The organism is Mycobacterium paraense, from assembly GCF_002101815.1.
In the GTDB taxonomy this organism is placed as follows: domain Bacteria; phylum Actinomycetota; class Actinomycetes; order Mycobacteriales; family Mycobacteriaceae; genus Mycobacterium; species Mycobacterium paraense.
On record NZ_LQPM01000010.1, the window covers coordinates 427,068 to 452,516 of the forward strand.

Below are 25,449 nucleotides of genomic sequence, written 5' to 3' on the forward strand. Positions count from 1 at the left end.
TCAGCGGTGCACTGCGGGCTTGAGGGAGTCGATGGCCGCCTTCAGCTTGTCCGTGACCTCGTCGGCGACCGGCCGCAGTTCCGGCTCGCCGGTGACCTCGACCAGCAGCCCGGGATTCATGGCCTCCACGAGCACCGTGCCGGCGTGGTCGGGGTCGGTCCGCACCACGACGTTGCACGGCAGCAGCAGGCCGATCTGGCGGCGTGCGTCCAGGGCCCGGTGCGCCAGCGGTGGGTTGCAGGCGCCCAGGATCAGGTAGTCCTCCATGTCATGGCCGAGCTTCGCCTTCAGCGTGGCCTTCACGTCGATCTCGGTGAGCACCCCGAAACCCTGCTCAGCGAGCGCCGCGCGCGTCTTGGCGACCGCGTCCTCGAATGAGGTCTCCAGCGGTGTCGAAATGGCGAGATTCATGTGGCTTCCTTCCGTTTGTTGCCGTCACCGACCCGGCGCTCAGGCGAGCGCCAGGAACAGCTTCTCCAGCTCGGCCTCGCTCAGCGGAGTCGCGCCGTCGGCGGTGGTACCCGTGACGCATTCCTTCAACCCGGTCGCGACGATCTTGAACCCGGCGCGGTCGAGGGCGCGCGAAACCGCCGCGAGCTGGGTGACGACGTCCTTGCAGTCGCGGCCCTGCTCGATCATCGAGATCACCCCGGCAAGCTGGCCCTGGGCCCGCCGCAGCCGGTTGAGCACCGCGCCGACGCTGTCTTGGTCACCAATCACTGGATCCTCCGTCTCGTTTGTCGCTACGAACAGGGTACCCGCCGGGGTATCAACTAGCTACCGAGGAATATACCCCATAGGGTATCCGTTGTCACGGGCAAGCATGTCCACGAAAGGAAGCACCATGACACCCCAGGCGCTCACCCGCCAGACGTTCGAATCGACGATCGTCGACAACCCGCTTGTGCTGGTTGATTTTTGGGCCGGCTACTGCCGCCCCTGCCAGGCGTTCGCGCCGGTGTACGACCGCTCGGCGCAGGCCCACCCCGAGGTCGTGCACGCCAAGGTCGACACGCAGGCCGAGCCGGAGCTGGCGGCCGCGCTGGGGATCCGGTCCGTCCCGACCATCATGGCGTTTCGTGACGGCGTCCTCGTTTACAGCCAGCCCGGCGCGATGCCCGCGGCCGTGCTGGAAGACCTGATCAACCAGGTGAAATCGCTCGACATGCACGCGGTGCGCGCCAAGATCGCCGCCCGCAAGGCCGCGGTGGCCGGTTGACCCGCGCCCTCAGAGGATCGCCCGCTGATCCTTCGCGCTGGCGATGTCGTCCCAGTCGACGCCGAGCTCCAGCAGAATCTCCTCGGTGTGCTGCCCGTGCTCCGGGGCGCGCGCGGGCGCGGGTGGGGTCTCGTCGAACTGAACCGGCGCCGCGACGATGCGGTACTTCTCCCCGTGGTCGTCGACGTTGGTCACCACGTACCCGTTGGGCTCGACCTGCGGGTCGTTGAGCGTCTCGCGCGGCGTCGCCAGCGCGCCCCACACGCCCGGCTCGTCCGCGAGCACCTCCTGCCAGTGCGCAAGGTCATGGCGGGCAAAGGCGTTGGCCACCAGCTCGGTCGCCGCGGCGGCGTTGGCGATCAGGTTGCTTGACGGGACGAACCGCTCGTCGGTGGCCAACTCCGCCAAACCCATCCGCGTGCAGAAGCCGGCCCAGAACTTGTCGGGCTGCAGGAACACCAGCTGGATCCACCTGCCGTCCTTGGTTTTGTACCGGTTCACCAGGGGGTTGATGGCCAGCCCGGGCGGCGCGCCCGGAATGCCGTCGATATCGAAGAAATCGGCCGCCGAAATCGACGGCGCGATCGCCCACATCGCTTGTGCCAGCAGCGACGAGTCCACGATCGTCGGTTCGCCGGTCCGTTCCCGGTGGAACAAGGCCGCGCACACGCCGCCGGCCAGCGTCGCCCCGCCCTGCAGGTCCCCGAACGCGGGCCCCTGGACCGCGGGCGTGTCGGTGCCGAACGGCGTGAGCGTGTACGCCACCCCGCCGCGCGCCAAGTAGGTGGCGGCGTCGAACCCGCCGCGATCCCGGTCCGGGCCCCGGACCCCCAGCCCGGTGCCGCGGGCGATGATGATCTTCGGGTTGAACCCGCGGACGTCGTCGACGGTCAACCGCGCCCGCTCGAGCGCGCCGGGCAGCCAATTGGTCAGGAACACATCCGCACTCGCCAGCAGGCGGCCGAAAAGCGCACGGCCCGGCTCGGACTTGATGTCGATGGCGATGCTGCGCTTGCCGCGGTTGCCCAATTCGAGGATGAAATCGGCGTCGGGGCGGGCCGCTTCGCGGGTGAAGCCGCCGACCACCAGCGCGCGCCCGGGGTCCCCCGCTGCGACGCCCTCCACCTTGATCACGTCGGCGCCCCAGTCGGCGAGGGCGGCGCCGGCCGAGGGCACGTAGGTCCAGGACGCCAATTCGACCACCCGGACACCGCTCAGCACGCCGGACAAGGCAACCCCCTCGGTCGTCTTTCTTGCTATTTTAGGTATTCTAGCTACTCTAAGGGATATCGAGAGCCCGGCTGTGGCCACGCGCAGTTTTCGTGGAAGACATGTGGTGGAGCCGACCATTGGGTCGCTCCACCTCCGCGATGCGGTGAGCGCGCGCACTCACAGCTCTTTGGCACCGAATAGCTTTGGCCCCCAACGCGGGTCGCTGGTGTAGGCATCGGGGCAAAGGACGCAACATGGGCAGGGTGACGGGCAAGGTGGCCGTGATCAGCGGTGCGGCGCGCGGCCAGGGCCGTTCCCATGCGCGGCTGCTGGCCGCCGAGGGCGCCGACATCATCGCGGTGGATCTGTGCGCGGACATCGAGACCAACGAGTACCCGCTGGCGCGCCCCGAGGATCTCGACGAGACGGCGCGGCTGGTGGAGAAGGAGGGGCAGCGCGCGTTCACGGCGGTCGCCGACGTCCGCGACCGGGTGGCCCTGGCCGCCGCGATCGACCAGGGTGTGGCCGAATTCGGCCACCTCGACATCGTGGTGGCCAACGCCGGGATCTGCCCGCTTACCGCCGGCCTTCCGCCGCAGGCGTTCGCCGACGCGGTCGATGTCGACCTGGTCGGCGTGCTCAACCTGGTGCACACCAGCCTCAAACATCTGCAGGCCGGCGCGTCGATCATCGTGATCGGGTCGAACGCGGCGTTCATGTCGTCGATGAACACCACGGGCATCGATGGCGGCCCCGGCGGAGCCGGCTACGCGTTCGCGAAACTCGCTGCCGCGCATTACGTTAACGACTTCGCACTGGCGCTGGCCAAGTTCTCGATCCGGATGAACGCGGTGCATCCGACGAACGTCAACACCGACATGTTGCACAGCGCACCGATGTACCGGGCGTTCCGGCCCGATCTGAAGGAACCCAAGCGGGAGGACGCCGAACCGGTCTTCCCAGTGGTCCAGGCGATGCCCATCCCCTACGTCGAACCCGAGGACATCAGCGAGGCGGTGCTGTTTCTGGCGTCGGACGCGGCGCGCTACATCACCGGCCAGCAGCTCCGCGTGGACGGCGGCGGGTTCCTCAAGGTCAAGCCGTGGTCGGGCGGCTGACGCCGGCGTCACCAATCGTGTTGGGGTGCAGAATGTCTGGAGGGTGTAGGTGAGCGACGGTCAGGACGCAACGGACGTCGAACGTCGCCTCTACGAATTGATGATCCTGATGAAGGCGGCTGACGACCGGCTGTCCAAGGGCATCGGCACCGGCGAATTCATGTGCGTGTACTGGCCTTCGCGCGGGCAGGAGGCGATCGCCGCCGCGATGGGGGTGGCGCTGCGGCCCGACGACCAGCTGGTGACGACCTACCGCGGGTTGCACGACCTGATCGGCAAGGGCGTCCCGCTCGGGGAGATCTACGGCGAGATGATGGGCCGCACCGTCGGCGCGAGCCGCGGCAAGGGCGGCACCATGCACATCGCCAAGCCCGACAAGGGGGTCATGCTCTCCACGGGGATCATCGGGGCCGGACCCCCGGTCGCCGTCGGGCTGGCGATGGCGGGCAGGCGCAAGGGCCTCGACCGGGTCACGGTGGTCAGCTTCGGCGACGGCGCGACGAACACCGGCTCCTTCCACGAGGCGGCCAACATGGCCGCGCTGTGGGACCTGCCGATGGTGTTCGTCTGCCAGAACAATCTGTTCGCCGAGATGACACCGACGTCGGACACGATGAAGCTCGAGCAGGTCGCCCAGCGGGCGGCCGGCTACGGCATGCCGGGCGTCCGCGTCGACGGCAACGACCCGCTGGCGGTGAAATCCGCCCTCGACGAGGCCCTGCGCCGCGCCCGCGCCGGTCAGGGGCCCACGTTCATCGAGTGCGTGACGTTTCGCTTCCGCGGCCACTACTTCGGTGACCGGATGCCCTACATCCCCAAGGAGCAACTGGCCGCGGCCATGGCGGCCGATCCGGTGCCGCGGTTCCGCGAGCACCTCGCGCAGGCCGGGATTTGCGGCGAGGACGAACTCGCCCGCATCGATAACGAGGCGCTTGCCAGGGTGGAGGACGCCCTCGCGACGGTGATGGGCGCGCCGTCGCCCTCGATCGACGAGCTCGACCGCGACGTGTACGCGACCCCGATCGGGTTTCCGGCATGACGCAGGAAAAAGAGATGACGATGCGCGAGGCGCTGAACCTCGCGCTCGACGAGGCGCTGGCCGCCGACGACCGAGTGTTCCTGCTGGGTGAGGACATCGCCGACCCCGGCGCCTCGGGGCCCACGGCGGGGTTGTCCACCAAGTACGGCCACGACCGCGTCTTGGACACGCCCATCTCGGAGGCCGCCATCGTGGGCGCCGCGATCGGCGCCGCGATCGACGGGATGCTGCCGGTGGCCGAGATCATGATCATGGATTTCATCGGCATCGCGGCCGACCAGCTCATCAACAACGCCGCCAAGCTGCGGTTCATGACCGCGGGCCGGACGACGGCGCCGATCACGATCCGCACGCAGGTCTACGCCGGGCTGGCCACCGGCGCCACGCATTCGCAGAGCCTGGAAGCGTGGTTCATGCACATCCCCGGGATGAAGGTGATTGTGCCGTCCACCCCGCGCGACGGCAAAGGCCTTCTCACAGCGGCGATCTTCGATCCGGACCCCTGCCTGTTCGTCGAGACGATCCGGCTGCAGGGCAAGAAGGGGCCCGTTCCCGTCGAACCCGGGTTCTCGATCCCGCTGGGGCAGGCCGACGTCAAGCGGCCGGGCACCGACGTGACGCTGATCGCGTACGGTCGCCCCGTGCACGACGCGCTGGCGGCGGCGGAAACCTTGGCCGAACAGGGCGTCAGCGCCGAGGTCGTGGATCTGCGCACCCTGGTGCCGCTCGATGTCGAGACCATCGTCGAATCCGCCCGCCGCACCCGAAGGGCGGTGATCGTGCACGACGCGGTCCAATTCGCCGGGCCCGGAGCGGAAATCGCCGCGATCCTGCAGTCCGAACTGTTCGGCGAGCTGGCGGCACCCGTCGAACGGGTGGCGGCCAGGTTCGTCCCCAACCCGGCCGCTGCCGCGCTCGAGGCGCAGGTCTACCCGTCGCCGCCGCGCATCGTCGCGGCCGCACGGCGCACCTTCGAAGGCGCGGGGAAGGCCAAAGTGCATGGCTGACTTCATCATCCGCATCCCACGCGTGTCGGTGGCGGTCTCCGAAGCCGAGCTGACCGATCTGCTGGTGGCCGCGGGTGAGCATGTCGAGGAGGGCACGCCGATCTATGTGATCGCCACCGAGAAGGTGGAACAGGAAATCGAAGCCGGCGCGTCGGGCGTCGTGCAATGGACCGGACAGGTCGGGACGACCTACGACATCGGCGCCCAAATCGGCGTCATCACCACATGATTCGAGAGAGCGAAAGGTAAGTCTGCATGGATCTCAACGAGACCCGCGAGAGAATCGTCTACGAAAAGGAAGGCCCGATCGCCCGCGTCACGCTCAACTGGCCGGAGAAGGCGAACGCCCAGGACCAGAAGCTGGCCGAGGAAGTCGACGCCGCGCTGCTCGACGCCGACCGCGATTACGACATCAAGGTGCTGATCCTCAAGGCCAACGGCAAGGGCTTCTGCTCCGGGCACGCCATCGGCAACAACGCGGTCGACTATCCGGCATTCGTCGAGGGCGCCAAGGTGATGGGCACGCCGTGGAAGCCGCAGACCGACCTGTTCGTCAAGCCGGTGCTGAACCTGTGGGAGTTCTCCAAGCCGACCATCGCGGCCGTGCACGGCTACTGCGTCGGCGGGGGCACCCACTACGGGTTGACGACCGACATCGTCATCGCGGCCGAGGACGCGTACTTCTCCTATCCCCCCTTGCAGGGATTCGGGATGCCGTCGGGTGAGTGCTCGATCGAGCCGTGGGTCTTCATGAACTGGCGGCGCGCGGCGTACTACCTCTACCTCGCCGAGGTCATCGACGCGAAAAAGGCGCTGGAGGTCGGTCTGGTCAACGAGGTGGTGCCGCGCGACCAACTGGAGGCCCGCGCCGATGCCATCGCCCGTCACATCGCCCAGGCGCCGATGACGACGCTGTTGGCGACCAAGGCCAATCTCAAGCGGGCCTGGGAGCTGATGGGCATGCGGGTGCACTGGCAGAGCTCCAACGACCTCGTTGCGCTCGCGTCGATCAGCAGGGATGTGCAGGAGCTGATCCAGACGGTGTTCAAGGACAAGGTGCTGCCGTCCGAGCAGGCCCGGCGCCAGGCGGCGGCAGCAGCCTCGTCCGTCGACGGGGCGGCGACGACTTGAGCCTTCGCGAGGCCCGCCGGTGAACATCGCCGACCATGCGAGCGCCGCCGCGGACTCGCCCGCCTTGATCACCGATCGCGGCCCGATGTCGTTCGGCGAGCTGCATGCCAGGAGCCGTCGCGTCGCCGCCCTGCTGCACGACGCCGGGCTGCGCCGCGGCGACGGCGTGGCGCTGGTGCTGCCGAACCGGCCCGAGTTCTTCGAAATCACCTGGGGCTGCCAGCTTTCCGGGCTGTACTACACCGCCGTCAACACCCACTTCACGCCCGACGAGGTCGCCTACGTCATCGACGACTCGGACGCGAAGGCGGTGTTCGTCGACGGCTCGATGGCCGGCCTCGCCGCTCATCTGGGCACCGTCAACGCGGGCATCTCGGTTGGCGTGGCCGTCGGCGACGCGCTGCCCGGCTGGCGCCCCTACGAGGACGCCCTGGCGGTGGCGGGCGACGCGCCGCCGCCGTCGGACGGCTCGGAGATGCTCTATTCGTCGGGCACCACGGGACGGCCCAAGGCCGTCCGCCGGGCGCTGCCGACCGACGGCAACGGCTCCTGGGCCCAGGCGGTTTTGGAGATGGCGCTCATCCACAAGTACGGGATGGACTCCTCCAGCGTCTACCTCTCCCCCGCACCGCTGTATCACGCGGCCGGGGTGAACTACACGATGGCGGTGCACCGCGTCGGCGCCGCCTCGATCCTGATGCGCAAGTTCGACGCCGAGGACGTGCTGCGGTTGATCGAGACGCATCGGGTGACGCACGCGCAGTTCGTTCCCACCATGTTCGTGCGGATGCTCAAGTTGCCCGAGGCGGTCCGGGCCAAATACGACGTGTCCAGCCTCCAGTGCGTGATCCACGCGGCCGCCCCGTGTCCGGTGGACGTCAAGCACCGGATGATGGAGTGGTTCGGTCCCATCATTCACGAGTACTACGGCGGCACAGAGGGATTCGCGGGCACCACGATCGGACCCGAGGAATGGCTCGCGCATCCCGGCTCGGTCGGCAAGCCGTTCAGCCCCGTCCACGTGCTGGGAGACGACGGGGTCGAACTTCCGGTGGGCGAGTCCGGCGAGCTGTTCTTCGAGGGCGGGCCCGATTTCGAGTACTTCAAGGACCCGGCCAAGACCGCCTCGGTGGCGAACGACCGGGGCTGGCGGTCCCTCGGCGACATGGGCTACGTCGACGACGACGGATACCTCTACCTCACCGACCGGTCGACGTTCATGATCGTCTCGGGCGGGGTGAACATCTACCCGCAGGAGGCGGAGAACCTGCTGGTCATGCACCCCAAGCTCGTCGACGCGGCCGTGTTCGGCGTTCCCAACGACGAGTTCGGCGAGGAGGTCAAGGCCGTCGTACAGCCGGCCGACGGCGTGGCGCCCGGTCCCGACCTGGAGGCCGAGCTCATCGCGTACTGCCGCGCGCACCTGGCGGGCTATAAGTGCCCCCGCACGGTCGAGTTCGAGCCGGAGCTGCCGCGCGACCCGAACGGAAAGCTTTACAAGCGGCGCATCCGTGAACGTTACTGGCAAGGACGGGTTTCGCGGATCCTATGAGCTGACAAGGACAGTGAGATGGCGGTAGAAACGGGTTCGGAGCGAGTCGGTGTCAACTGGACACCGCTACCGGTGCCATGGGCGGTTCAGACGCCCGATCGCATCCCTAAGCAGCGTTACTACGACGCGGAGTTCTACGCCCTCGAGAACGAGATGTTCTGGCCGCGGGTGTGGCAGATGGCGTGCCGCCTCGATGAGATCCCCAAGGCCGGCGACTTCGTGGAGTACGAGATCCTCGACGAGTCGATCATCGTGGTGCGCGTCGACGGTCAGACGGTGCGGGCCTACCACAACGCCTGCCGCCACCGCGGGGTAAAGCTGGTGGAGGGCAACGGGAATCGGCGCACCTTCGTCTGCCCGTTCCACGGCTGGTGCTGGGGCATCGACGGTCGCAACACGTTTGTGTTGCGACCCGAGGAGTTCGCCGAAGAGAACCTGCGCGCGGAGGATCTCCAACTCGTCCCGGTCAGGTGCGAGCTGTGGGGCGGGTGCGCGTGGATCAACCTCGACGACGACGCCCCGGGCCTGCGCGACTGCATCGAACCGTTCGGGTCGATCTACGACGCGTGGAAGGTCGAATCCCTGCGCGTCGAGTGGTGGCAGTCATGCCGGCTGCCGGTGAACTGGAAGCTGGCCACCGCGGCCTTCATGGAGGGTTACCACGTCCCGCAGACGCACCCGCAGCTGCTGCCGTCCTCGATGCCGAGAGCGGACGGGAGCCCGCCGGGGCTGGCGAAGACCAACCTCTACTTCATGCGCACGCTGGGCGACGGCATGGCCGGAATGACGCACGAGAACGACGTCCGCATCGCCGAGGGGCTGCAGGACATGGAGCTGCCGGACGATCCGGCCGCGGCGATCGCCACCTGGCGCTCCACCCTGAACGACGCCGTCGTCCGCTGGCACCGGGCCCGGGGCTGCGACATGCCGGACCTCAACGAGCTGGAGCGGCGCGGCATCACCGAGGCGATCAACTTCTGTTTCCCCCATTACTTCCTGCTGCCGCAATACAGCAGCGCCTCGTCGTACCGCATCCGCCCGCTGGGCCCGGAGGAGACCTTGTTCGAGATCTGGTCGCTCACCCGGATCCCACCCGACCAGGTCACCGGCAAACCGACTTCACCCGAGCCGATGGCCCCCGACGACCCGCGTTGGCCGCCGATCCCGGCCCAGGACTTCTCCAACCTGCCGCGGCAGCAGAAAGGCCTGCACTCCAAGGGATTTGAATACATGCGGCTGTCCGACCGGATCGAGGGGCTGATCTCCAACTTCGAACGCGTCATCGACGGCTTCCTGGCCGGCCTGCCCTACGACGCGCTGGTGCCGGCGATTCAGAAGACCAACACGACCATCGACGTGCCGGTCGCCGACTTCGCCTTCACGCGGGAGGCGCGATGAGCACCCGCTGGGACCGCTCGGTCGACCTGCTCATCGCGGGCAGCGGCGGCGGTGGCATGGTGGCCGGGCTGGCCGCACTCGACTGCGGGCTGGAACCGCTGATCCTCGAGAAGCAGGCGCTGGTCGGGGGCTCGACGGGGCTGTCGGGCGGCATCGTCTGGCTGCCCAACAACCCCCTGATGCGCGCCGAGGGCGTCGCGGACTCGCACGAGGACGGCCTGGCCTACCTGGCCGACGTGGTCGGCGATATCGGCGCGCCCTCCTCGCCCGCCCGCCGCGAGATGTTTCTGACCGCCGGCTACGAGATGGTCAATTTCCTGCTCCGCAAGGGTGTTCGGCTGATCCGGTGCGCCGGGTGGAGCGACTACTACCCGAACCACAAGGGCGGCAACGAGTCCGGGCGCGCGATCGAGGGCATCCCCTTCGACGCCGCGGAGCTGGGCAGCTGGCGCGACAAAGTGCAGCCCCCGCTGGCCAAGAACTACGGATTCGTGGTCCTGACCAACGAACTGCGCTCGGTTCAGTACTACAACCGTTCGCCGCGCGCCTTCGCCGTCGCGGCCCGCGTGTTCCTGCGCACCGCGGCCGCGCGGGCGCGCCGCCGCCAGATCCTCACCAACGGGGCGTCGCTCATCGCCCAACTGCTCAAGGCGCTGATCGACCTCAGCGACGGGCCGCCGCCGCTGTGGACGAACGCGGCGATGGACGATCTCATCGTCGAGGACGGCCGCGTCGTCGGCGCGCGCGTCACGCGGGACGGGGAAACGCTGAACGTCGAGGCGCGCAGGGGCGTCCTGCTGGCGGCGGGCGGTTTCGGGCACAACAAGGAGATGCGCCGCCAGTACAGCGGCGCTCAGCCCAACGAGGCGCAGTGGTCGATCGCCAACGCCGGGGACACCGGCGAGGTGCTGCAGGCGGCGATGCGGCTGGGGGCCAAAACCGACCTGCTGGACGAAGCCTGGTGGCTGCCTTCGGTTTTCATCGCCAACGGCGGTGCGGCGGCGGCCTCGCTCGGTTCGGGCCGCCAGCGTCCGGGGGCCATCTACGTCGACTCGACCGGCCGGCGATTCTGCAACGAGTCGAACTCCTACGTCGAGATCGGCAAGGCGATGTACGCCAACAAGGCGGTGCCCTGCTGGATGATCTTCGACGAGGGTTACGTGCGCCGATACGTCCTGAGCAGCAACCCGCTCAAGCGAAACCAGCACCTGCCACCGGAGCTCATCGAGAGCGGCGCGGTCAAACGCGGCGACACCATCGCCGACCTCGCCGGCCGGATCGACCTTCCGGCGGACGAATTGGCGCGAACGATCCAGCGGTTCAACCACTTCGCGGCCAAGGGACTGGACCCGGACTTCGGCCGCGGCCAGTCGGCCTACAACGACTGCCTCGGCGATCCCGGGTATCGGCCGAACGCCGCCGTCGGACCGCTCGACCGCGCGCCCTACTACGCCACGCGGGTGCTGCCGGCCGACGTCGGGACGTGCGGCGGCGTGGTCACCAACGAGCACGCGCAGGTCCTCGACGAGCAGGACCTGGTGATCGACGGCCTGTACGCCACCGGGAACACCACCGCGACGGTGATGGGCCGCACGTATCCGGGCGCCGGCGCGAGCATCGCCAGCTCGATGGTGTTCGGCTACGTCGCCGCGCGGCACGCCGCCGGGCGCAGGATCGCCGGCGAAAAGAGCCGCTAGTCCCCTGGTGGAGCGTCCTTGTCCTCGCGGCCGACGAAATCCCTTGGCTTCATGCCCGATTGGATGAGTTCGGCCCGCCGCGCCTGAACGTCGGAGGCGGCGCCGACCATGTTGGTCAGGATGTGGCTGACCTGCAGATGGACCCGCATGCCCATCAATTCCCAGGCGCGCTTCACGTTGTTCTTCACCGCCATCAGGGTGGTCAACGGGATCTGGGCGATCCGGCGCGCCATGTCCTCGACGGTGTCCTCCAGGTCGTCGCGCGGCACGACCCTGTTCAGCAGGCCCCAGTCGAGCGCTTGCTGCGCGGACAGGGTGGGCGCCAGCAGCAGCCAGTCCATGGTGCGGTGCCAGTTCATCAACAACCAGGGTTCGATCATGGTGTGCCCGCCGGGTTCCCCGAGGCTTTGGGCAAGGGGCATCTGGAAATACGCGTCGTCGGACGCCACGCAGAAGTCGGTCAGCAGGCCTAGATAGATCCCGCCACCCATGCAGTAGCCGTGGATCTGCGAGATCGTCGGCTTCGGAAATTCCCACAGGTACAGGGTTGGCCACAGGAACAGGTCGGCGGTCCCCTTGTACAGGTCCTCGAACGTGTTTCCGAAGTCGGGATAGGGGTTTTCGTCCGGGCCCCAGCGCGCCACGTGTCCGCCGCAGAAGCCGTTGCCGTTGGCCTTGATGATGACGACCTTGATCTCTTTGTCGCGGTCGGCCTCGTGCAGACAGTCGTCGACTTCGGTGACCAACACCGCGTCCTTGGTGTTGGCCTTGTCGACCCGATTCAGGATGATCCGCGCAATCGGCGGTTCGCGTTCATAGATGATCGCTTCGAGCACGCGCCGCTCCATCTTCGTGACACTACCGGGTCGCAGGCCCGCGACGACGGCGCCGAGCCTGCGCTCAGAGCGCGATTTTGCTCCGAATCGGCGATCTGGACGCAGGCTCGATCGCGCCACCCTCAACGGCGCGCCAGCAGCCACGCGAGCCCGTCGCCCTCGCCGGCGGCGATCTGCTCCAGTTGGGCGAACGCCGCCGCCAGCTCGCCGGGCGCCGCGCGGAACGGCCCCGGCTCCGCCCCCACTTCGCTGAGCGCCGCGATCGCGAGCAGCCCGCCCGGCGCCAGCCGGTCGATGATGGCGGCGTCGAGGCGGCGGTCCCGGAACTTGTGGCAGAGGATGACGTCTACGGGCGGCCCGGGCGGCAGACCGTCGTCGAGGTCGAACACCTCGAAGCGGCAGCGGTCGCCGACGCCGGCGAGCCGGGCCACCTCGCGGGCCTGATCGATGGCGACCGGGGAGACGTCCACCCCCCGAACGTCCAGGCCGCGCCGGGCCAGCCACACCGCGCCGTAGCCCGGGCCGCAGGCCAGGTCCAGGGCCCGCCCCGCCGTCGGGACCTCCTTCGCGTGGCGCGCCAGCAACTCGGGCGGCGCCACCGCGTCCGCCGGCGGCACGCCCCGAGCGGCGTACCGCTCGTCCCAGCGGCGCCGGTCGCCCTCGGCCATAGGCGCCACCCTAGAGCGCTCGCAAGCGCGGCGTCGCCGGGAGGGGCGGGGCGCGACCAGTGGACCAGAGCGCTCGCAAGCGCGGCGTCGCCGGGCGCTGCGGGGCGCGACCAGTGGACCAGAGCGCTCGCTAGCGCGGCGTCGCCGGGCGCTGCGGGGCGGCGACCAGTGGACCAGGTCGCGCGGCCCGTTTCTACACTGGACCGGTGTCCAGGGAAGCGGTTTCGCCGGCCGCCACCACACCCCGCCGCTCGGACCGTCGCCCGGCGCAGACGATCCGCAAGGTGCTCGACGCCGGCCTGGAGGAGCTGCGCAAATCGTCGTACGCGAACCTGACGATGCGGGCGGTCGCCACCCGCGCCGGGGTCTCGCCGGCCAGCGCATACACGTACTTTCCGTCGAAAAGCGCGCTGGTGGCGGCGGTGTACCTGCGCTTTCTGCGCGATCTCCCGCTGCACACCGACGTCAACGACACCACCGCGGCCCGGGTCGGCGCGACGCTGCGCGACATGGCGCTCATGGTCGCCGATGAGCCAGAGCTGATGACGGCCTGCAGCGCCGCGCTGATGGCCGACGATCCCGCGGTCCAGCCGCTGCGCGAGCAGATCGGCGCCGAGGTGTCGAGGCGGATCGGTGCCGCGCTGGGACCGGGGTGGCCCCGCGCGGTGAGATCCGCGCTGCAGATGACGTTCGCCGGGGCGCTCCTGACCGCTCGGTTCGTCAGCTACCAGGAGATCGCGGGGCGGCTGGACGAGGCCGTCGACCTGATCCTGGGCGCGTCCCACGCGTAAAGGGTTGCGGTGGAAGGGGATCCAGTGGGACGGGCGTTCCGCGCACGATTGACGTTATGATCCAGCGATGGGGATGACCGTCCGCTAAGCATGCGCAGTCACGGCTGGGCAGGGAACACGCCCGCCTCCGACGAGGAGGCGATCGAGCGCATCCTGGACGCCGCCGAGAAGATCATCGACGAACGCGGGCCGGCGACGCGGATCACCGACGTGGCGCGGGCCCTCGGCGTGACCCGACAAACCGTGTACCGGTACTTCCCCGGCACCCAGGCGCTGCTGGTGGCAACCGCGATGCGATCGGCCGACGGTTTCCTGGACCGGCTGGCGAGCCATCTCGACGGCGTGACCGACCCGGTCGTGGCGATGACCGAGGGCCTGGCATTCGCCATCGAACAACTGGCGTCGGACAATCAGGTCGAATTCGTGCTGAATCGGCGCCACCGCGGCGGCAAGCCGGTCTCGATCATCTCCGACACCGCGTTGGCGTTCGGGCGCTCGATGCTGCACCGCTACGACATCGATTGGGAGCATTACGGTTTCGACGAGGCGGGCCTGGATGAGCTGAACGAGTTCTGCCTGCGGGTGCTGCACTCCTTCCTCGCCGACCCGGGCCGTCCGGCCCGCGGTGGCGACGATCTGCGGCGGTATCTGATCCGCTGGATCGGTCCCGCGATCGCCTATCCGCAAATGGTGCGGACGATGGAGGCGCTGCGGGGCCCGGACGCGGCGCCCGCCCGGAAGCGGCCCTGGAAGGCGTCCTGACGGCGCCCCGGCCGGGTGGTTGATCCGTTCGGCGGCTTCGGCGATCCTCAACGAACCGACGTTGACGACCGGCGAAGGAGTGGACGTGGTGGGTCTGGGACAAGTCGCGCTCAACAGCGCACCCGTGTTCGGAGGTCTCATGTTGGCCGTTGCGGCCGGGCAGTTCAGGGGCCCGAACTATCGCGAGCTGATCAAACAGGACATGGATCTGCTGGATCGCCTCCCACCGGAGGCCACCGCGCGGCGCGCCGAGCTGCAACGCACGATCGACGACCGCATCGATGACCTGGTCGATGTCGCTGACCGCAACCGCGCGCTGCGCAAGGCCGCGCTGACGTACCGAGGCAACTGGCGCGATGTGGTGCTGCTGCTGTGCGTGGTGTTGTTCACCATCATCTGGTGGGAAGTCGATCACAGCCGCGGCAACTGGCTGCCGATGTTCGTGCTGCTGATCCTGTTGGTGGTGGTGACCGCCGCCTACGCCTTCCGGGGCGTGCTGCGCGCCGCCACCTCGCTGGTGCGCAGGCGGGACAGCGCGCCGTAGCCCTTCCACGGCCCTGAGCTGCGGTTTTGCCGGCCGCCGGGGTGCCCGTCGCGTCAGGGCGGGGGCGCTCGCCGAGCATCCGCCGCCGCGTTATGCCAAAATTTTGGCGTGAAGTTGCCTCCCCTCCTCAAGCTGATTTGCACTGCGGTAGCGCCGATTTGGGTCTTCGTGATCGCGCCCGTTCCCTCGGCATCGGCCGAGCCCTGCCCCGACGTCGAGGTGGTATTCGCCCGGGGTACCAGCGAGCCGCCCGGGGTCGGCGGCATCGGCCAGCATTTCGTCGACACGCTGCGCTCCCGCGTGGGCGGCAAATCGCTGGGCGTGTACCCGGTCAACTACCCGGCCACCACGGACTTCCCCACGGCCATTGACGGCATCACCGACGCCGGCCACCACGTCGAGTCCATGGCGGCGAGCTGTCCCCGCACCAAGATGGTGCTGGGCGGATATTCCCAGGGCGCGGCGGTGATGGGTTTCGTCACCGCGAACCAGGTGCCGGACGGCGCAAATCTCGCGCAGCCACCGCAACCGATGCCGCCCGACGTCGCCAACCACGTCGCCGCGGTCGCCCTCTTCGGCAAGCCGTCGGGCCAGTTCATGAGCATCATCAACGAGCCGCCGGTCACCGTCGGGCCGCTGTATGCACCCAAAACGATCGACCTCTGCGTGCCCAACGACCCGGTCTGTTCGGGATCGGGATTCCCGGCCGCGCACCGGCAGTACGTCGACGCCGGCATGGTGGATCAGGCGGCCGATTTCGCCGCGAGCCGCCTGTAGCCGCGCGGTGACGAACGGACCCGCCGAGAACGTCGGGAGCACCGCCTTCGACGTCGCCGACAGGCTGGCCATCATCAACCTGTTCGGCGCCTACGCCCACACCTACGACGAGAACCGGCTCGACGACTTTCGTGCGTTGTTCACCGAGTCGCCCGAACTCGTCCTGTGGCACGAGGGCCGCCCGCTGTCGGCGGACATCGATACGGTCATGAGCCTGCTCGCGGTCCGCAAGGCGGGGTTCAAGGCCGAAAACAACCAACGGCGCCACGCGCTGAATTCGTTTTGGTTCTCCAGCCAGGGCGACACCGAGGCGACGGGTCACTGTTACGTCCAGGTCTTCGCCGTCAAAGACGGCGGCCCGCCCGTCGCCGATCTGACCGGACGCTACGAGTTCACGGCGACCAAGCAAGGCGGCGTGTGGCGGTTCAGCCGGTGGGTGGTGGCGATCGACCAGGCGCAGCCCGGCGCCGGCTGACCCGGATGGATCAGAACCGGGGCGCGCTCTCGAGCACTTCCAGCGCCGCGTCGATGTTCGGAACGATCGTCGGGCCGTAGCTGCGCACCAATTGCCCCAGCGCGCGGGCGACATGCGGACCCACGGCGCCGGCGGGCAGCACCTCCTCCGCCAGGACGATGCCATTCACCACGTGCGCCGCGCTGAGCCGGCCGTCGGCGGTGACTTCGTATCGCCAGTCGCCGATCTGGATCCGCTCGGGCTGGGAGCGAAAAAAGCCCCGGCGCGCCGGGACGAGAACCACCCCGGGAACGCCGCAGAACACCTTGACCACCAACGCGACTCCCCCGGGCCCGGCCAGGGCGGACCCGATGGCGTGGCTGACCCGATCGTGATCGTAGGCGGTCATCAATCGCTCATCGGCAGGACGAACGACGGCGTCAGGGTTTGCGCCTCGCCGCTGCGACGGACGGCCGTGCCCGCCACGTAGAACTCCACCGTGTGGTGTCCCCACGCGTAGTTCGAGATGGCGAAATGCACACCGACGACGCCGTTTCCGCCGTCCCGCTCGGCCTCGCCCTGCATGCGCGACATCGCCAGCTCCCGGGCCTGGTAGCTGCCCTGCGTCCATTGCGGCATCTCGGTGTTGCGTCCCGCCTGCTTGAGCATCGCCATGAACCCTTGCACGGCAACGTGAAACACGCAGTTGCCCATCACGAAGGCGACCGGGGCGTAGCCGGAGCGCAGCAGGGTCGTCAGGTCCTGGCCGGACAGGTGACTGGTGAACGCCTGCCCGTTGGGACGCCGGTACGCCCCGGGCTTCGCGGTGTACCGCACGGCGGTGCCGACGGCGATGAACTCGAGGTGCTCGCCCTCGCCCTGGTGACGCCATTCCAGGCGGACGCCGACCACTCCGTCGGCGCCGAGCGAATCGGCCTCGGCCTGCATCCGCGACATCGCGTTCCACCGTGCGCGGTAGGTCGCCTCGGTGAGCACCGGCAGCTCGGATTGCTGCCTGATGCCGGTGAACTGGTATCCCACGTGATAGACGGACACGCCCATGACGAGCTCGATCGGTTCGAACCCGGCCCCGTGCAGCAGCGCGAATTCGTTGATCGACAGGTCGGACGTGAAGACCTTGCCCGCGTGAGACAGGCGTTCGCTGGCAACTGGGTCGAGCGGGTTGGGTTGCATCGGCTGCCGGCCCTCCTGAGGTTGGGAAGGAAAGCGTAGCCCGCCGACGGCGCGCTCACCGGGCGCTCGGCCCGGCGGGAATTATCGCGGACAGCTCTCTTGCGGCCGGACGTCGGCGCATTCGAGTAGCTCCTTGAGCGCATCGGGGAACGCGTCGGCGATATCCCACAAGTCCGGCAGCAGGTCGGGGCAGGCGATGATGCCGATGCCGAGTTCACCGCCCAGCGACATCACGGTGATGTTGAGCCCGGCGCTGCCGATGATCGGGCCCATCGGGTACATGGCGTCGACGTGGCACCCGAGGAAATACAACTCGGTCTGGGGGCCGGGCACGTTCGACAGGATCATGTTGTACGCCGGGCTGTGCGATATCGGGATGCGCGGCAGGATCCGCATGGCCGCACCGAACATCGTGGGTCCGCCGAACTGCGTCCAGTCGTGCAGCAGCGTGGGACCGATCGCCGCCGTGTGGTCTTTCGCGGCGGCATTGCCCGCCGCGATCGTGCGGATGCGTTCGGCCGGATCGGCGATTTGGCTTTCCACCCGACAGAACATCCAGGTGGTCTGATTGCGGCCGGGCCGCTGCGACTTGTTGCGCACCGACACCGGCACGGTCGCCACCAGCGGCTGGTCGGGCAACTCCCCGCGTTCGAGCAGGAAACGCCGCAGCACCCCCGCGCACAGCGCCACCACGACATCGTTGACCGTCACCCCGAACCGATCCTTGACCCGCTTGACGTCGCGCATGTCCAACTGTGTGTAGGCGATGTTCCGGAGCCGGGTGACGGCGCCGTTGAAGGGGGTGGGCGGCGCGGAGAACGGCGCGGCCATGGTGCGCCCGTCGCGCGCGCGAAGCGCGGTCTGCGCCAAGGTCAGCATCGTCGCCGGGACCACGGTCGCAAGCCGCAACGGCCGCAAGGCGAACCCGAGCAGTCCGCTCGCGGCAATGCGCAAAGCGTTGCCGCCACCGGCGCCGCGCACGGGCTCCGGGGGCGGCGCATCGGGCGCCACGCTGCACAGCTGGGCGAGCAGGTTCGCGCCGGCCACCCCGTCGACCACGGCGTGATGGACCTTGAGCAGCACCGCCACCGCGTCCGGGCGGGCGGCGCCTTCGAGCACCCACATCTCCCAGAGCGGGCGATCGCGGTCCAGCGGCAGCCCCGCGATATAGCCGCAGATGTCGGCCAGTTCGCGGCGCCCCCCGGGCGCCGGCACCCCGACGCGGCGCAGGTGGCGCCGCAGCTGGAAGTCTTCGTCATCCACCCACACCGGGTGATCCAGGTTGAGTTGCGTGTCGGCCAGCTTCATCCGGAATTCCGGCATCGCGGACACGCGTTTGGCCACCGCGGAGCGCAAGCGGCCGTAGGTATAGCCGCCCGGCATGGTCGAGGTGTCCAACTCCAAAATGCAACACACGTTCAACGGCTGCGTCGGAGTCTCCAGATAGAGAAAGAATGCGTCAAGTCCGCTTAGTCGTTCCATAGCCGCCTGCTCGACTAGTGACCTCTAAATCCCCCGCCCTAACCCCACAGAGTTTAGGTAGCGAAAAAGTTGAAAGCCACTGCTTAACAAATCTTTTCGCGTTAATTGTTGATGACCGCGATGTTATTTCGCCGATCCCGCTCCGAAACGGGACGCAACGGTTCCCGCGGGTGCGATTGCGCCCCCCGCCAGAACCGTCGGATTTCCCCAAACGCCGCGACGGTTAAACCTGCGCACGATGAACCGACCGCGGCGCGGTCTCGTTATCTCGGATATCAGCGCCTTGGCGGCACGGTCTGCGTGGGGGCGGCCGCGCGCTGACGAGTGCGGACGCGCGGGAGGACCATGTTCAGACGCATCGACACCGACAATCCCGCGGGGCGCGGCCCACTGACCATCGAGCTCCGCGATGTGGTGCGCGAGTACCGGGTCGGCGGTCAAACGGTGCGCGCGCTCGACGAGATCAGCCTGCGGCTGGAGGGCGGGCACTTCCTGTCGGTCGTCGGGCCGTCCGGGGCGGGCAAGAGCACCCTGCTGCACCTGCTCGGCGCGCTGGACTCCCCCGATTCCGGGTCGATCACCTTCGAGGGCGAGGAGATCGGCCGGCTCAGCGATGAGCAGCAGTCCGTCTTCCGTCATCGCCAGGTGGGCTTCATCTTCCAGTTCTTCAACCTGTTGCCAACGCTGTCGGCGTGGGAGAACGTCGCGGTACCCAAGCTGCTCGACGGCGTCCGGCTGGGCAAGGCCAAACCGGACGCGACCCGGCTCCTGGACCGCGTCGGGCTCGGCAACCGGATAGACCACCGGCCCGCCGAGTTGTCCGGCGGCCAGATGCAGCGGGTCGCCGTGGCGCGCGCCCTGATGATGGACCCGCCGCTGATCCTCGCCGACGAACCGACCGGGAACCTCGACTCCGCAACGGGCGCGTCGATTTTGGGCCTGCTCGGCGAGGTGGCGCACGAGCCCGGCCGCGGGCGGCTGGTGGTGATGGTGACCCACAACGCGGAGGCCGCGGACGCGACCGATCGGGTGATCGCGTTGCAGGACGGGCGGATCGGTTCCGACGAGCGGTCGGCGGTCCCGGTGTGACACCGGGCGCCGCGATCGGTGCGGCGGCGAGCCGGCTGCGCCTGTTCAGCCTGCGGGAGCTCAAGGTGCACCGCCGCCGCACGATCGCGTCGATCGCGGTGATGGCGGCGTCGGCCATGTATCTGGTCGCGGTGTTCGGCATCTTCGGCTCGATCACCGGATCGGTCGACCGGCTCGCCGACGGGATCGCGGGCGTCGCCTCGCTGGAGGTGTCGGGGATCACCGACGCCGGGTTTCCCGACGCGATCGCCGCCGACGTGGCCGCGGTTCCCGGCGTCGCGACCGCGGCGCCGATGATCCGGACGACGGTGTCCACCTCGTCGGGGCCAGTCCTGCTGTTCGGCGCCGACGACCGCCTCGCCGCCCTGGGCGGCGCACTCAAGGACGCGCTGAAGAACGACCCGAAAAGCGGACCCGCCGGACCGCCCGCCGCGAACGCCGTCCGGGTCGGACCCGGCACCGGCCACCCCAAAGGCGCGACGTTCCAACTCGGTACCGCCTCGGTGACGGTCAGCGAGGTGCTCACGGGCGAGCAGGCCGCCGCCCTCAACGGCGGCCATTATGTACTGGCCCCACTTGCCTTGGCGCAGAACGTCACCGGGCGACAGGGCCAGCTCGACTCGATCCTGATCACCGCCAAGCCCGGCGCCGATCTCGCCCAGGTGCGCGCCGCCGTCGACCGCGCGGTGAGCGGCCGGGCCATCGTCGCCGACCCCGGCATGCGGGCCACCTGCGCCGGTGACGGCGTCAAGCTGATGAACTACATGGCCCTCATGGGCGCCATGGTCGCGCTGATGGTCGGCGCGTTCCTGATCTACACCACGATGACAATGGCGATCACCCAGCGCCGGCCGATCATCTCGTTGTTGCGCGCCATCGGCGGGCGCCGCGCCACCATCGTCCGCGACATGCTGGCGGAGGCGGCGATACTCGGCATCATCGGCGGGGCCATTGGCTCGGCCATCGGAATCGCGCTGGGCCGCATCGCGATTGGCCGGTTGCCCCCGGCGATGACCCAGGGCCTGGAAGCGCGCATCGAATACTGGCTGCCCGGCTACGCCATCCCCGCCGCGGTCGCGGTGACCGCGCTGACCAGCGTGGCGGCCTCGGCGATGGCCGCCCGGCAGGTGTACAAGGTCGCGCCCATCGAGGCGTTGGCGCCCGTGGGGGTCTCAACCGCCGACCGGGTGCCGCGGTGGCTGCGGATCACCAGTGGGGTGGCGGCCGTCGCGGTTTTCGGGCTGTCCATCGGGGTCGTGCTCACCCAGCGTGGCGCCCTGGCTTTTGTCGCGGTGTCGGCGGTGTTCTCCGCCGAAATCGCGCTCGGCTTCGCGCTCACCGTGCCCATCGTCAACGCCACTGCCGCCGCGGCCCGCGTCTTCGGGGCCGTCGGGGCGCTCGCGGCCGCGACCATCGAGCGGGCGCCGCGACGGGTGTGGGCGACGGTGATGACGGTGCTCATCGCCGTGGTCACCACCATCACGATCACCGGCACCAACGCCGACATGATCCGCTCCGCGCGGGACGTCTTCGCCCCGGTCGTCGACGTGCCCGTCTGGGTGAGCGCGAACTCGCCCGACAGCTATCCCACCGACGCTCTGCCGCAAGGCCTTTCGGGCAAAATTGCGGCGCTGCCGGGGGTGCGGCGCGTCACCGAGGGCGCGCTCGGGTTCGCCGAGGTCGGCGGCACTCGCGTCATGCTCGACGGCTTCTCCTCCGGTACCGCCGATCCGCTCTACCGGGCGCTCGACGCCCCGGTGCGCGACCAGCTGCTTGCCGGTCGTGGTGTGGTGCTCTCACAGAACCTGGGCAAGACCCTGCACGTGCGGGTCGGCGACCCATTGCGGATGCAAACGCCGCACGGCGCGCGGCAGGCGACGGTGCTGGCCCTCGTGCCGTACTTCTCGACCGTCATCGGGACGGTCGGGATGAGCCTCGATGACATGCGGTCCTGGTTCGACCGCCCGGTCACGACGACCCTCGAGATCGCCGCCGGGCCGGGCGTGGACCCCGATCGCCTGCTGGCCGACGTCCGCCGCGTGGTGCCATCGCCCGACTATGTGTACGGCGGTCGGGCCAAGCTGGCGGGCCTCGAGGCCCCGATGCGGCAGAGCATGTTCATCGCGAATGCGGTGTGGATCATCGTCGTGTGCGTCGCGGCGGTGGCGCTGCTCAACACGTTGACCCTGTCGGTGCTGGAACGGCGTCGGGAACTCGGCGTGCTGCGGGCCATGGGATCCAGCCGCCGGTTCACCTTGCGGATGGTGCTGGCCGAGGCGACGGGCATCGGGGTCGTCGGCGGCGTGCTCGGACTCGCGTTCGGCGGCGCGGACCAGTGGCTGTTCAGCCTCGTCAGCGGGGACATGATGAACTTCCAGGTCGCGTTCCGCCCCAGCTGGACGGCGTTCGCGTTCTGCCTCGGCGCGCTGGCGATCAGCTTGCTCGGGTCGCTGCCGCCGGCCCGGCGTGCGGCTCGGCTCAACATCATCGAAGCCGTCAGCGTCGACTAGATCGCGGGAAGGTTCAGAAGCCCAGCGGCAGCAGCGCGGTGAACAGCGGTGCCAACGGGTCGGTCACCGGAAGGGCGATCGAGCTGTTCAGGAACGGGGCTACCGGGCTCTGGAACGTCAGGATCGTCTGGCCGGGCGCCCCCAGGCCTAGCGTGGGCTCGGCGCCGGAGGTGACCGCGGCCGTGAAGAGCGGGCTGCTGAACGTCGTCCCGACGAAGTTGTTGTCGTCGGGGTCGGCGATGGAGGTGTTCGTTAGCAAGCCCGCGAACCCACTCGTTTGGCTCATGAAGTCCGGGTCGCCGGGCACCGGGTTGGTGACCGGGCTGAGGCCCAGCGCCGAGGCCAGCCGGGTCGCCAAACCATGCACCGACTGCTGCCACTGCGGCAGCTGCGCGGCGGCGGCGGAGGCCCCGGCGTGGTAGCCGGCCATCGCGGCCACGTCCTGGGCCCACATCCGCTCGTAGTCGGCCTCGGCGGCCGCGATCGCCGGCGCGTTCTGTCCGAACAGGTTCGACATGATCAACTGCACCAACCCGTTTCGGTTGGCCGCCACCTCCAGCGGATGCACCGTCGCGGCCCGCGCGGCCTCGTACGCGCCGGCCACCGCCCGGGCCTGGCCGGCCGCCCCGGTCGCCTGGCTCGCCGCCGCACTCAGCCACCCCGCGTACGGGGCCGCCGCGGCCGCCATCGCCGCCGACGCCGGGCCCTGCCACGCCTGGCCGGTCAGCCCCGAAGTGACCGAGGAAAACGACGACGCCGCGGACCCCAGCTCGGAGGCCAACGCGTCCCAAGCGGCGGCCGCTCCCAACATAGGAGTGGAACCCGCGCCGGCGAACATCCGCGCCGAATTGATTTCAGGCGCCAGCACCGAAAAATTCATGACCACAGTCCCTTCCCTGCGGGCCGCGACGATCGCGTCGGCGCGGTGGTCGCCGACAACGCGCAGCGTCTAGGACTACACGAAATACGCGCCCCGAAAGTTCAACGGAGAGCAATGATCAGAACCTGTGGATGAGCCTCGGCGGGGCGTCGTGAATGGGCGCACCTTCCCGAGGATGATCTGAAGTCCGTTTGTCTGATCAAGGACCGGCGTTGGCGCGCTAGTTGGGAAGGTACGCCCATGCTCACGGTAGTTCACGACGTCGATGAGTCCAACGACAACGCCGGTTCAGGCCGGTCGTTGCTCGATGAGATCGTCCGCGACGGCGCCCGGCAGATGCTTGCGGCGGCGCTGGAGGCCGAAGTCGCGGCCTATATCGCGCAGTTCACCGATCAGGTCGATGAGAACGGGCATCGTCTGGTGGTGCGCAACGGCTATCACGACGAGCGGAGCGTGCTCACTTCTGCTGGTGCCGTGCCGGTCAAGGCTCCGCGGGTCAACGACAAGCGCACCGATGTTGACACCGGTGAGCGGTGCCGGTTTTCGTCCGCGATTTTGCCGGCGTGGGCGCGTAAGTCGCCGCAGATGACCGAGGTGTTGCCGCTGCTGTATCTGCATGGGCTGTCCAGTGGGGATTTCGGCCCGGCGCTGGAGCACTTCCTGGGCGCCGGTGCGGGGCTGTCGGCGACCTCGATTACTCGGCTAACCGCGCAGTGGCAAGACGAGGCGCGCGCCTTTGGCCAGCGTGATCTGTGCAGCACCGATTACGTCTATCTGTGGGTGGACGGCATCCACCTCAAAGTCCGGCTCGATCAGCAGAAACTTTGCCTGCTGGTGATGATCGGGGTCCGTGCTGATGGTCGCAAGGAACTCGTCGCTTTGGCCGACGGCTTCCGGGAATCGACCGAGTCCTGGGCTGATCTGCTGCGCGATTGTCGCCGCCGCGGCATGACCGCACCGGTGCTCGCGGTCGGCGATGGTGCCCTGGGTTTCTGGAAGGCCGTACGGGAGGTGCTCCCGGATACCCGCGAGCAGCGCTGCTGGTTCCACAGACAAGCCAATGTGCTTGCCGCGCTACCGAAGTCAGCACACGGTGGCGCGACCGCGGCGAGGCGCGAGATCTACAACGCCGAGGATATCGACCACGCCCAGGTCGCGGTCAAGGCCTTCGAGGCCGACTACGGCGCCAAGTATCCCAAGGCGGTGGCCAAGATCACCGACGACCTCGACGTCCTGCTGGAGTTCTACAAATACCCCGCCGAGCACTGGATCCACCTGCGCACTACCAACCCCATCGAATCAACCCTTTGCCACCGTGCGGCTGCGCCAACGCGTCACCAAGGGCCCCGGATCACGCGCAGCCGGAATTGCCATGGCCTACAAGCTCATCGACGCCGCACAAGCCCGCTGGCGCAAAGTCAACGGCCCCGAACTGGTCGCCCTCGTCCGAGCCGGCGCCGTCTTCCACAAAGGCAAGCTGCTGGAACGGCCGACCGACATCACCCCGGCCGCCGAACCGAACCAATCAACCGAGGAGGTCGCCTGAAATACTCAATCCGCAGGGCATTGACTGTCCCTCCGGGTCGTCGGCCTAGTGGCTCAGATCAGGTTAGTAGCGTCGAGAACCCACGACATATCGCCAGTGCCGAAACTTTCGAAGTAGTTGGCAGGTGCGAAGCTCATGAGCGTGGCCATATTCCAATAGTCTTTCCAGAGAGTGATTTTCCCGTCGACGACCTTGTGTACGGTGACGACCTTCAGCAGGCCTTGCTCACCCGACGGGAACATCCAAGTTTCCGAATGCTCATACATGACGTCGGAACCGTTTGACACCAGCACGCCGTCGTGACCCTCGTAACCAGCGAGCTGGTCCACCAATAGCCTGAGCCGCTTCACGATGTCATCGGGACCGCGCGCCGCCAACGCGGGAATCGGCATATCGACGTAGAGACAATCCGCGGAGAGAAAAGTCTTGATTGCATCCCAATCGCGCCGGGAAAGCGCCCGCCACATGCCGAGTACAACCTCGCGTTCCGCGATCGTGGAAGCTTCAGTCATGGCGGTCATGCAACTCGGTTGCTGGTCACGT

Annotated in this window: 25 protein-coding genes and 2 pseudogenes; 17 read left to right on the plus strand and 10 right to left on the minus strand. The window is 68.5% G+C overall.

Translation table 11 applies throughout. The features are described from left to right. Both AWB89_RS10965 and AWB89_RS10970 read right to left on the minus strand, forming a co-directional pair. A complete protein-coding gene (locus AWB89_RS10965) occupies positions 1-411 on the minus strand; it encodes a DUF302 domain-containing protein (RefSeq protein ID WP_085100813.1) in 411 nt (136 codons plus the stop codon). Positions 412-450: 39 nt separating this feature from the next. After that, positions 451-720, minus strand: a complete 270-nt coding sequence (locus AWB89_RS10970; protein ID WP_067881621.1) for a metal-sensitive transcriptional regulator — start codon at positions 718-720, stop codon at positions 451-453. Between the two features lie 124 nt (positions 721-844). Between AWB89_RS10970 and AWB89_RS10975 the strand changes: the two genes are divergently transcribed. After that, a complete protein-coding gene (locus tag AWB89_RS10975) occupies positions 845-1,219 on the plus strand; it encodes a thioredoxin family protein (RefSeq protein WP_085100816.1) in 375 nt (124 codons plus the stop codon). A gap of 9 nt (positions 1,220-1,228) precedes the next feature. Here the strand turns inward: AWB89_RS10975 and AWB89_RS10980 are convergent, their stop codons facing one another. After that, a complete protein-coding gene (locus tag AWB89_RS10980) occupies positions 1,229-2,449 on the minus strand; it encodes a CaiB/BaiF CoA transferase family protein (RefSeq protein ID WP_085173471.1) in 1,221 nt (406 codons plus the stop codon). A gap of 236 nt (positions 2,450-2,685) precedes the next feature. Here AWB89_RS10980 and AWB89_RS10985 point away from each other — a divergent pair, with 236 nt between their 5' ends. From AWB89_RS10985 to AWB89_RS11020, 8 genes are all read left to right on the plus strand, one after another. Continuing rightward, positions 2,686-3,549 (plus strand): mycofactocin-coupled SDR family oxidoreductase, encoded by an 864-nt coding sequence (locus AWB89_RS10985; protein WP_085100822.1) that lies wholly within the window; start codon positions 2,686-2,688, stop codon positions 3,547-3,549. 100 nt (positions 3,550-3,649) lie between these two features. Next, complete coding sequence (locus AWB89_RS10990; protein ID WP_085173583.1) at positions 3,650-4,588, plus strand: thiamine pyrophosphate-dependent dehydrogenase E1 component subunit alpha; 939 nt, start codon at positions 3,650-3,652, stop codon at positions 4,586-4,588. Continuing rightward, on the plus strand, positions 4,585-5,595 hold the full coding sequence (locus tag AWB89_RS10995; RefSeq protein WP_085173473.1) for an alpha-ketoacid dehydrogenase subunit beta: 1,011 nt from the start codon (positions 4,585-4,587) through the stop codon (positions 5,593-5,595). Before AWB89_RS10990 ends, AWB89_RS10995 begins: the two co-directional genes overlap by 4 nt. Then, positions 5,588-5,824 (plus strand): lipoyl domain-containing protein, encoded by a 237-nt coding sequence (locus AWB89_RS11000; RefSeq protein WP_085100829.1) that lies wholly within the window; start codon positions 5,588-5,590, stop codon positions 5,822-5,824. Before AWB89_RS10995 ends, AWB89_RS11000 begins: the two co-directional genes overlap by 8 nt. A 26-nt stretch (positions 5,825-5,850) precedes the next feature. After that, positions 5,851-6,726 (plus strand): enoyl-CoA hydratase-related protein, encoded by an 876-nt coding sequence (locus AWB89_RS11005; protein ID WP_085100832.1) that lies wholly within the window; start codon positions 5,851-5,853, stop codon positions 6,724-6,726. A gap of 19 nt (positions 6,727-6,745) precedes the next feature. Continuing rightward, complete coding sequence (locus AWB89_RS11010) at positions 6,746-8,278, plus strand: acyl-CoA synthetase (protein WP_085173475.1); 1,533 nt, start codon at positions 6,746-6,748, stop codon at positions 8,276-8,278. Between the two features lie 18 nt (positions 8,279-8,296). Further along, on the plus strand, positions 8,297-9,676 hold the full coding sequence (locus AWB89_RS11015; RefSeq protein ID WP_085173477.1) for an aromatic ring-hydroxylating oxygenase subunit alpha: 1,380 nt from the start codon (positions 8,297-8,299) through the stop codon (positions 9,674-9,676). Next, complete coding sequence (locus tag AWB89_RS11020) at positions 9,673-11,373, plus strand: FAD-binding protein (protein ID WP_085173479.1); 1,701 nt, start codon at positions 9,673-9,675, stop codon at positions 11,371-11,373. Before AWB89_RS11015 ends, AWB89_RS11020 begins: the two co-directional genes overlap by 4 nt. On the opposite strand, the gene AWB89_RS11025 is transcribed toward AWB89_RS11020, so the two are convergent. Together AWB89_RS11025 and AWB89_RS11030 are read right to left on the minus strand one after the other, a co-directional pair. Beyond that, a complete protein-coding gene (locus tag AWB89_RS11025; protein WP_085100844.1) occupies positions 11,370-12,221 on the minus strand; it encodes an enoyl-CoA hydratase-related protein in 852 nt (283 codons plus the stop codon). The two genes, AWB89_RS11020 and AWB89_RS11025, sit on opposite strands and share 4 nt — an antisense overlap. Before the next feature lie 110 nt (positions 12,222-12,331). Continuing rightward, positions 12,332-12,877: a class I SAM-dependent methyltransferase gene (locus tag AWB89_RS11030; RefSeq protein WP_085173481.1), complete on the minus strand. Its 546-nt coding sequence runs from the start codon at positions 12,875-12,877 to the stop codon at positions 12,332-12,334. A 206-nt stretch (positions 12,878-13,083) separates the two neighbouring features. Here AWB89_RS11030 and AWB89_RS11035 point away from each other — a divergent pair, with 206 nt between their 5' ends. The 5 genes from AWB89_RS11035 to AWB89_RS11055 all read left to right on the plus strand — a co-directional run bounded on the left by AWB89_RS11035 (position 13,084) and on the right by AWB89_RS11055 (position 16,226). Further along, positions 13,084-13,668 (plus strand): TetR/AcrR family transcriptional regulator, encoded by a 585-nt coding sequence (locus AWB89_RS11035; RefSeq protein ID WP_085173483.1) that lies wholly within the window; start codon positions 13,084-13,086, stop codon positions 13,666-13,668. Between the two features lie 90 nt (positions 13,669-13,758). Next, positions 13,759-14,430, plus strand: a complete 672-nt coding sequence (locus AWB89_RS11040; protein WP_085173485.1) for a TetR/AcrR family transcriptional regulator — start codon at positions 13,759-13,761, stop codon at positions 14,428-14,430. 79 nt (positions 14,431-14,509) lie between these two features. Next, a complete protein-coding gene (locus AWB89_RS11045) occupies positions 14,510-14,974 on the plus strand; it encodes a hypothetical protein (RefSeq protein WP_170929180.1) in 465 nt (154 codons plus the stop codon). 135 nt (positions 14,975-15,109) lie between these two features. Then, entirely contained in the window at positions 15,110-15,751 is a 642-nt protein-coding gene (locus AWB89_RS11050; protein ID WP_372515256.1) for a cutinase family protein, read from the plus strand. A gap of 7 nt (positions 15,752-15,758) precedes the next feature. Beyond that, on the plus strand, positions 15,759-16,226 hold the full coding sequence (locus AWB89_RS11055) for a nuclear transport factor 2 family protein (protein WP_158089818.1): 468 nt from the start codon (positions 15,759-15,761) through the stop codon (positions 16,224-16,226). 10 nt (positions 16,227-16,236) lie between these two features. Here AWB89_RS11055 and AWB89_RS11060 read toward each other — a convergent pair whose 3' ends face one another. The 3 genes from AWB89_RS11060 to AWB89_RS11070 form a co-directional block, all read right to left on the minus strand. Then, entirely contained in the window at positions 16,237-16,614 is a 378-nt protein-coding gene (locus tag AWB89_RS11060) for a DUF5073 family protein (RefSeq protein WP_085100859.1), read from the minus strand. Beyond that, on the minus strand, positions 16,614-17,399 hold the full coding sequence (locus AWB89_RS11065) for a heavy metal-binding domain-containing protein (RefSeq protein ID WP_085100862.1): 786 nt from the start codon (positions 17,397-17,399) through the stop codon (positions 16,614-16,616). Before AWB89_RS11065 ends, AWB89_RS11060 begins: the two co-directional genes overlap by 1 nt. A gap of 81 nt (positions 17,400-17,480) precedes the next feature. Beyond that, positions 17,481-18,881, minus strand: a complete 1,401-nt coding sequence (locus AWB89_RS11070; protein ID WP_085173489.1) for a WS/DGAT/MGAT family O-acyltransferase — start codon at positions 18,879-18,881, stop codon at positions 17,481-17,483. 390 nt (positions 18,882-19,271) lie between these two features. Between AWB89_RS11070 and AWB89_RS11075 the strand changes: the two genes are divergently transcribed. After that, positions 19,272-19,970, plus strand: coding sequence for an ABC transporter ATP-binding protein (locus AWB89_RS11075; RefSeq protein ID WP_085173585.1), 699 nt, complete (start codon positions 19,272-19,274; stop codon positions 19,968-19,970). Then, positions 19,967-22,480, plus strand: coding sequence for an FtsX-like permease family protein (locus AWB89_RS11080; RefSeq protein WP_241520461.1), 2,514 nt, complete (start codon positions 19,967-19,969; stop codon positions 22,478-22,480). Before AWB89_RS11075 ends, AWB89_RS11080 begins: the two co-directional genes overlap by 4 nt. A 319-nt stretch (positions 22,481-22,799) precedes the next feature. Here AWB89_RS11080 and AWB89_RS27945 read toward each other — a convergent pair. Then, positions 22,800-23,360: pseudogene (locus AWB89_RS27945) on the minus strand (PPE family protein); the annotation flags it as partial. A 240-nt stretch (positions 23,361-23,600) separates the two neighbouring features. Between AWB89_RS27945 and AWB89_RS11090 the strand changes: the two are divergent. Then, positions 23,601-24,906: pseudogene (locus tag AWB89_RS11090) on the plus strand (IS256 family transposase). A gap of 53 nt (positions 24,907-24,959) precedes the next feature. Here AWB89_RS11090 and AWB89_RS11095 read toward each other — a convergent pair. Continuing rightward, positions 24,960-25,418 carry a limonene-1,2-epoxide hydrolase family protein gene (locus tag AWB89_RS11095; RefSeq protein WP_085173589.1) on the minus strand — a complete coding sequence of 153 codons (459 nt, stop codon included), beginning with the start codon at positions 25,416-25,418 and terminating at the stop codon, positions 24,960-24,962. Between the last annotated feature and the right edge of the window lie 31 nt (positions 25,419-25,449).

Coding starts and splice junctions, on each gene's coding strand:
- AWB89_RS11070 (WP_085173489.1), bottom strand. CDS start 18,881: ATGGAACGACTAAGCGGACTTGACGCATTCTTTCTCTATCTGGAGACT.
- AWB89_RS11030 (WP_085173481.1), bottom strand. CDS start 12,877: ATGGCCGAGGGCGACCGGCGCCGCTGGGACGAGCGGTACGCCGCTCGG.
- AWB89_RS11065 (WP_085100862.1), bottom strand. CDS start 17,399: ATGCAACCCAACCCGCTCGACCCAGTTGCCAGCGAACGCCTGTCTCAC.
- AWB89_RS11020 (WP_085173479.1), top strand. CDS start 9,673: ATGAGCACCCGCTGGGACCGCTCGGTCGACCTGCTCATCGCGGGCAGC.
- AWB89_RS11040 (WP_085173485.1), top strand. CDS start 13,759: ATGCGCAGTCACGGCTGGGCAGGGAACACGCCCGCCTCCGACGAGGAG.
- AWB89_RS11005 (WP_085100832.1), top strand. CDS start 5,851: ATGGATCTCAACGAGACCCGCGAGAGAATCGTCTACGAAAAGGAAGGC.
- AWB89_RS11095 (WP_085173589.1), bottom strand. CDS start 25,418: ATGACTGAAGCTTCCACGATCGCGGAACGCGAGGTTGTACTCGGCATG.
- AWB89_RS10985 (WP_085100822.1), top strand. CDS start 2,686: ATGGGCAGGGTGACGGGCAAGGTGGCCGTGATCAGCGGTGCGGCGCGC.
- AWB89_RS10995 (WP_085173473.1), top strand. CDS start 4,585: ATGACGCAGGAAAAAGAGATGACGATGCGCGAGGCGCTGAACCTCGCG.
- AWB89_RS11025 (WP_085100844.1), bottom strand. CDS start 12,221: ATGGAGCGGCGCGTGCTCGAAGCGATCATCTATGAACGCGAACCGCCG.
- AWB89_RS10990 (WP_085173583.1), top strand. CDS start 3,650: ATGATCCTGATGAAGGCGGCTGACGACCGGCTGTCCAAGGGCATCGGC.
- AWB89_RS11015 (WP_085173477.1), top strand. CDS start 8,297: ATGGCGGTAGAAACGGGTTCGGAGCGAGTCGGTGTCAACTGGACACCG.
- AWB89_RS11000 (WP_085100829.1), top strand. CDS start 5,588: ATGGCTGACTTCATCATCCGCATCCCACGCGTGTCGGTGGCGGTCTCC.
- AWB89_RS11060 (WP_085100859.1), bottom strand. CDS start 16,614: ATGACCGCCTACGATCACGATCGGGTCAGCCACGCCATCGGGTCCGCC.
- AWB89_RS10965 (WP_085100813.1), bottom strand. CDS start 411: ATGAATCTCGCCATTTCGACACCGCTGGAGACCTCATTCGAGGACGCG.
- AWB89_RS10975 (WP_085100816.1), top strand. CDS start 845: ATGACACCCCAGGCGCTCACCCGCCAGACGTTCGAATCGACGATCGTC.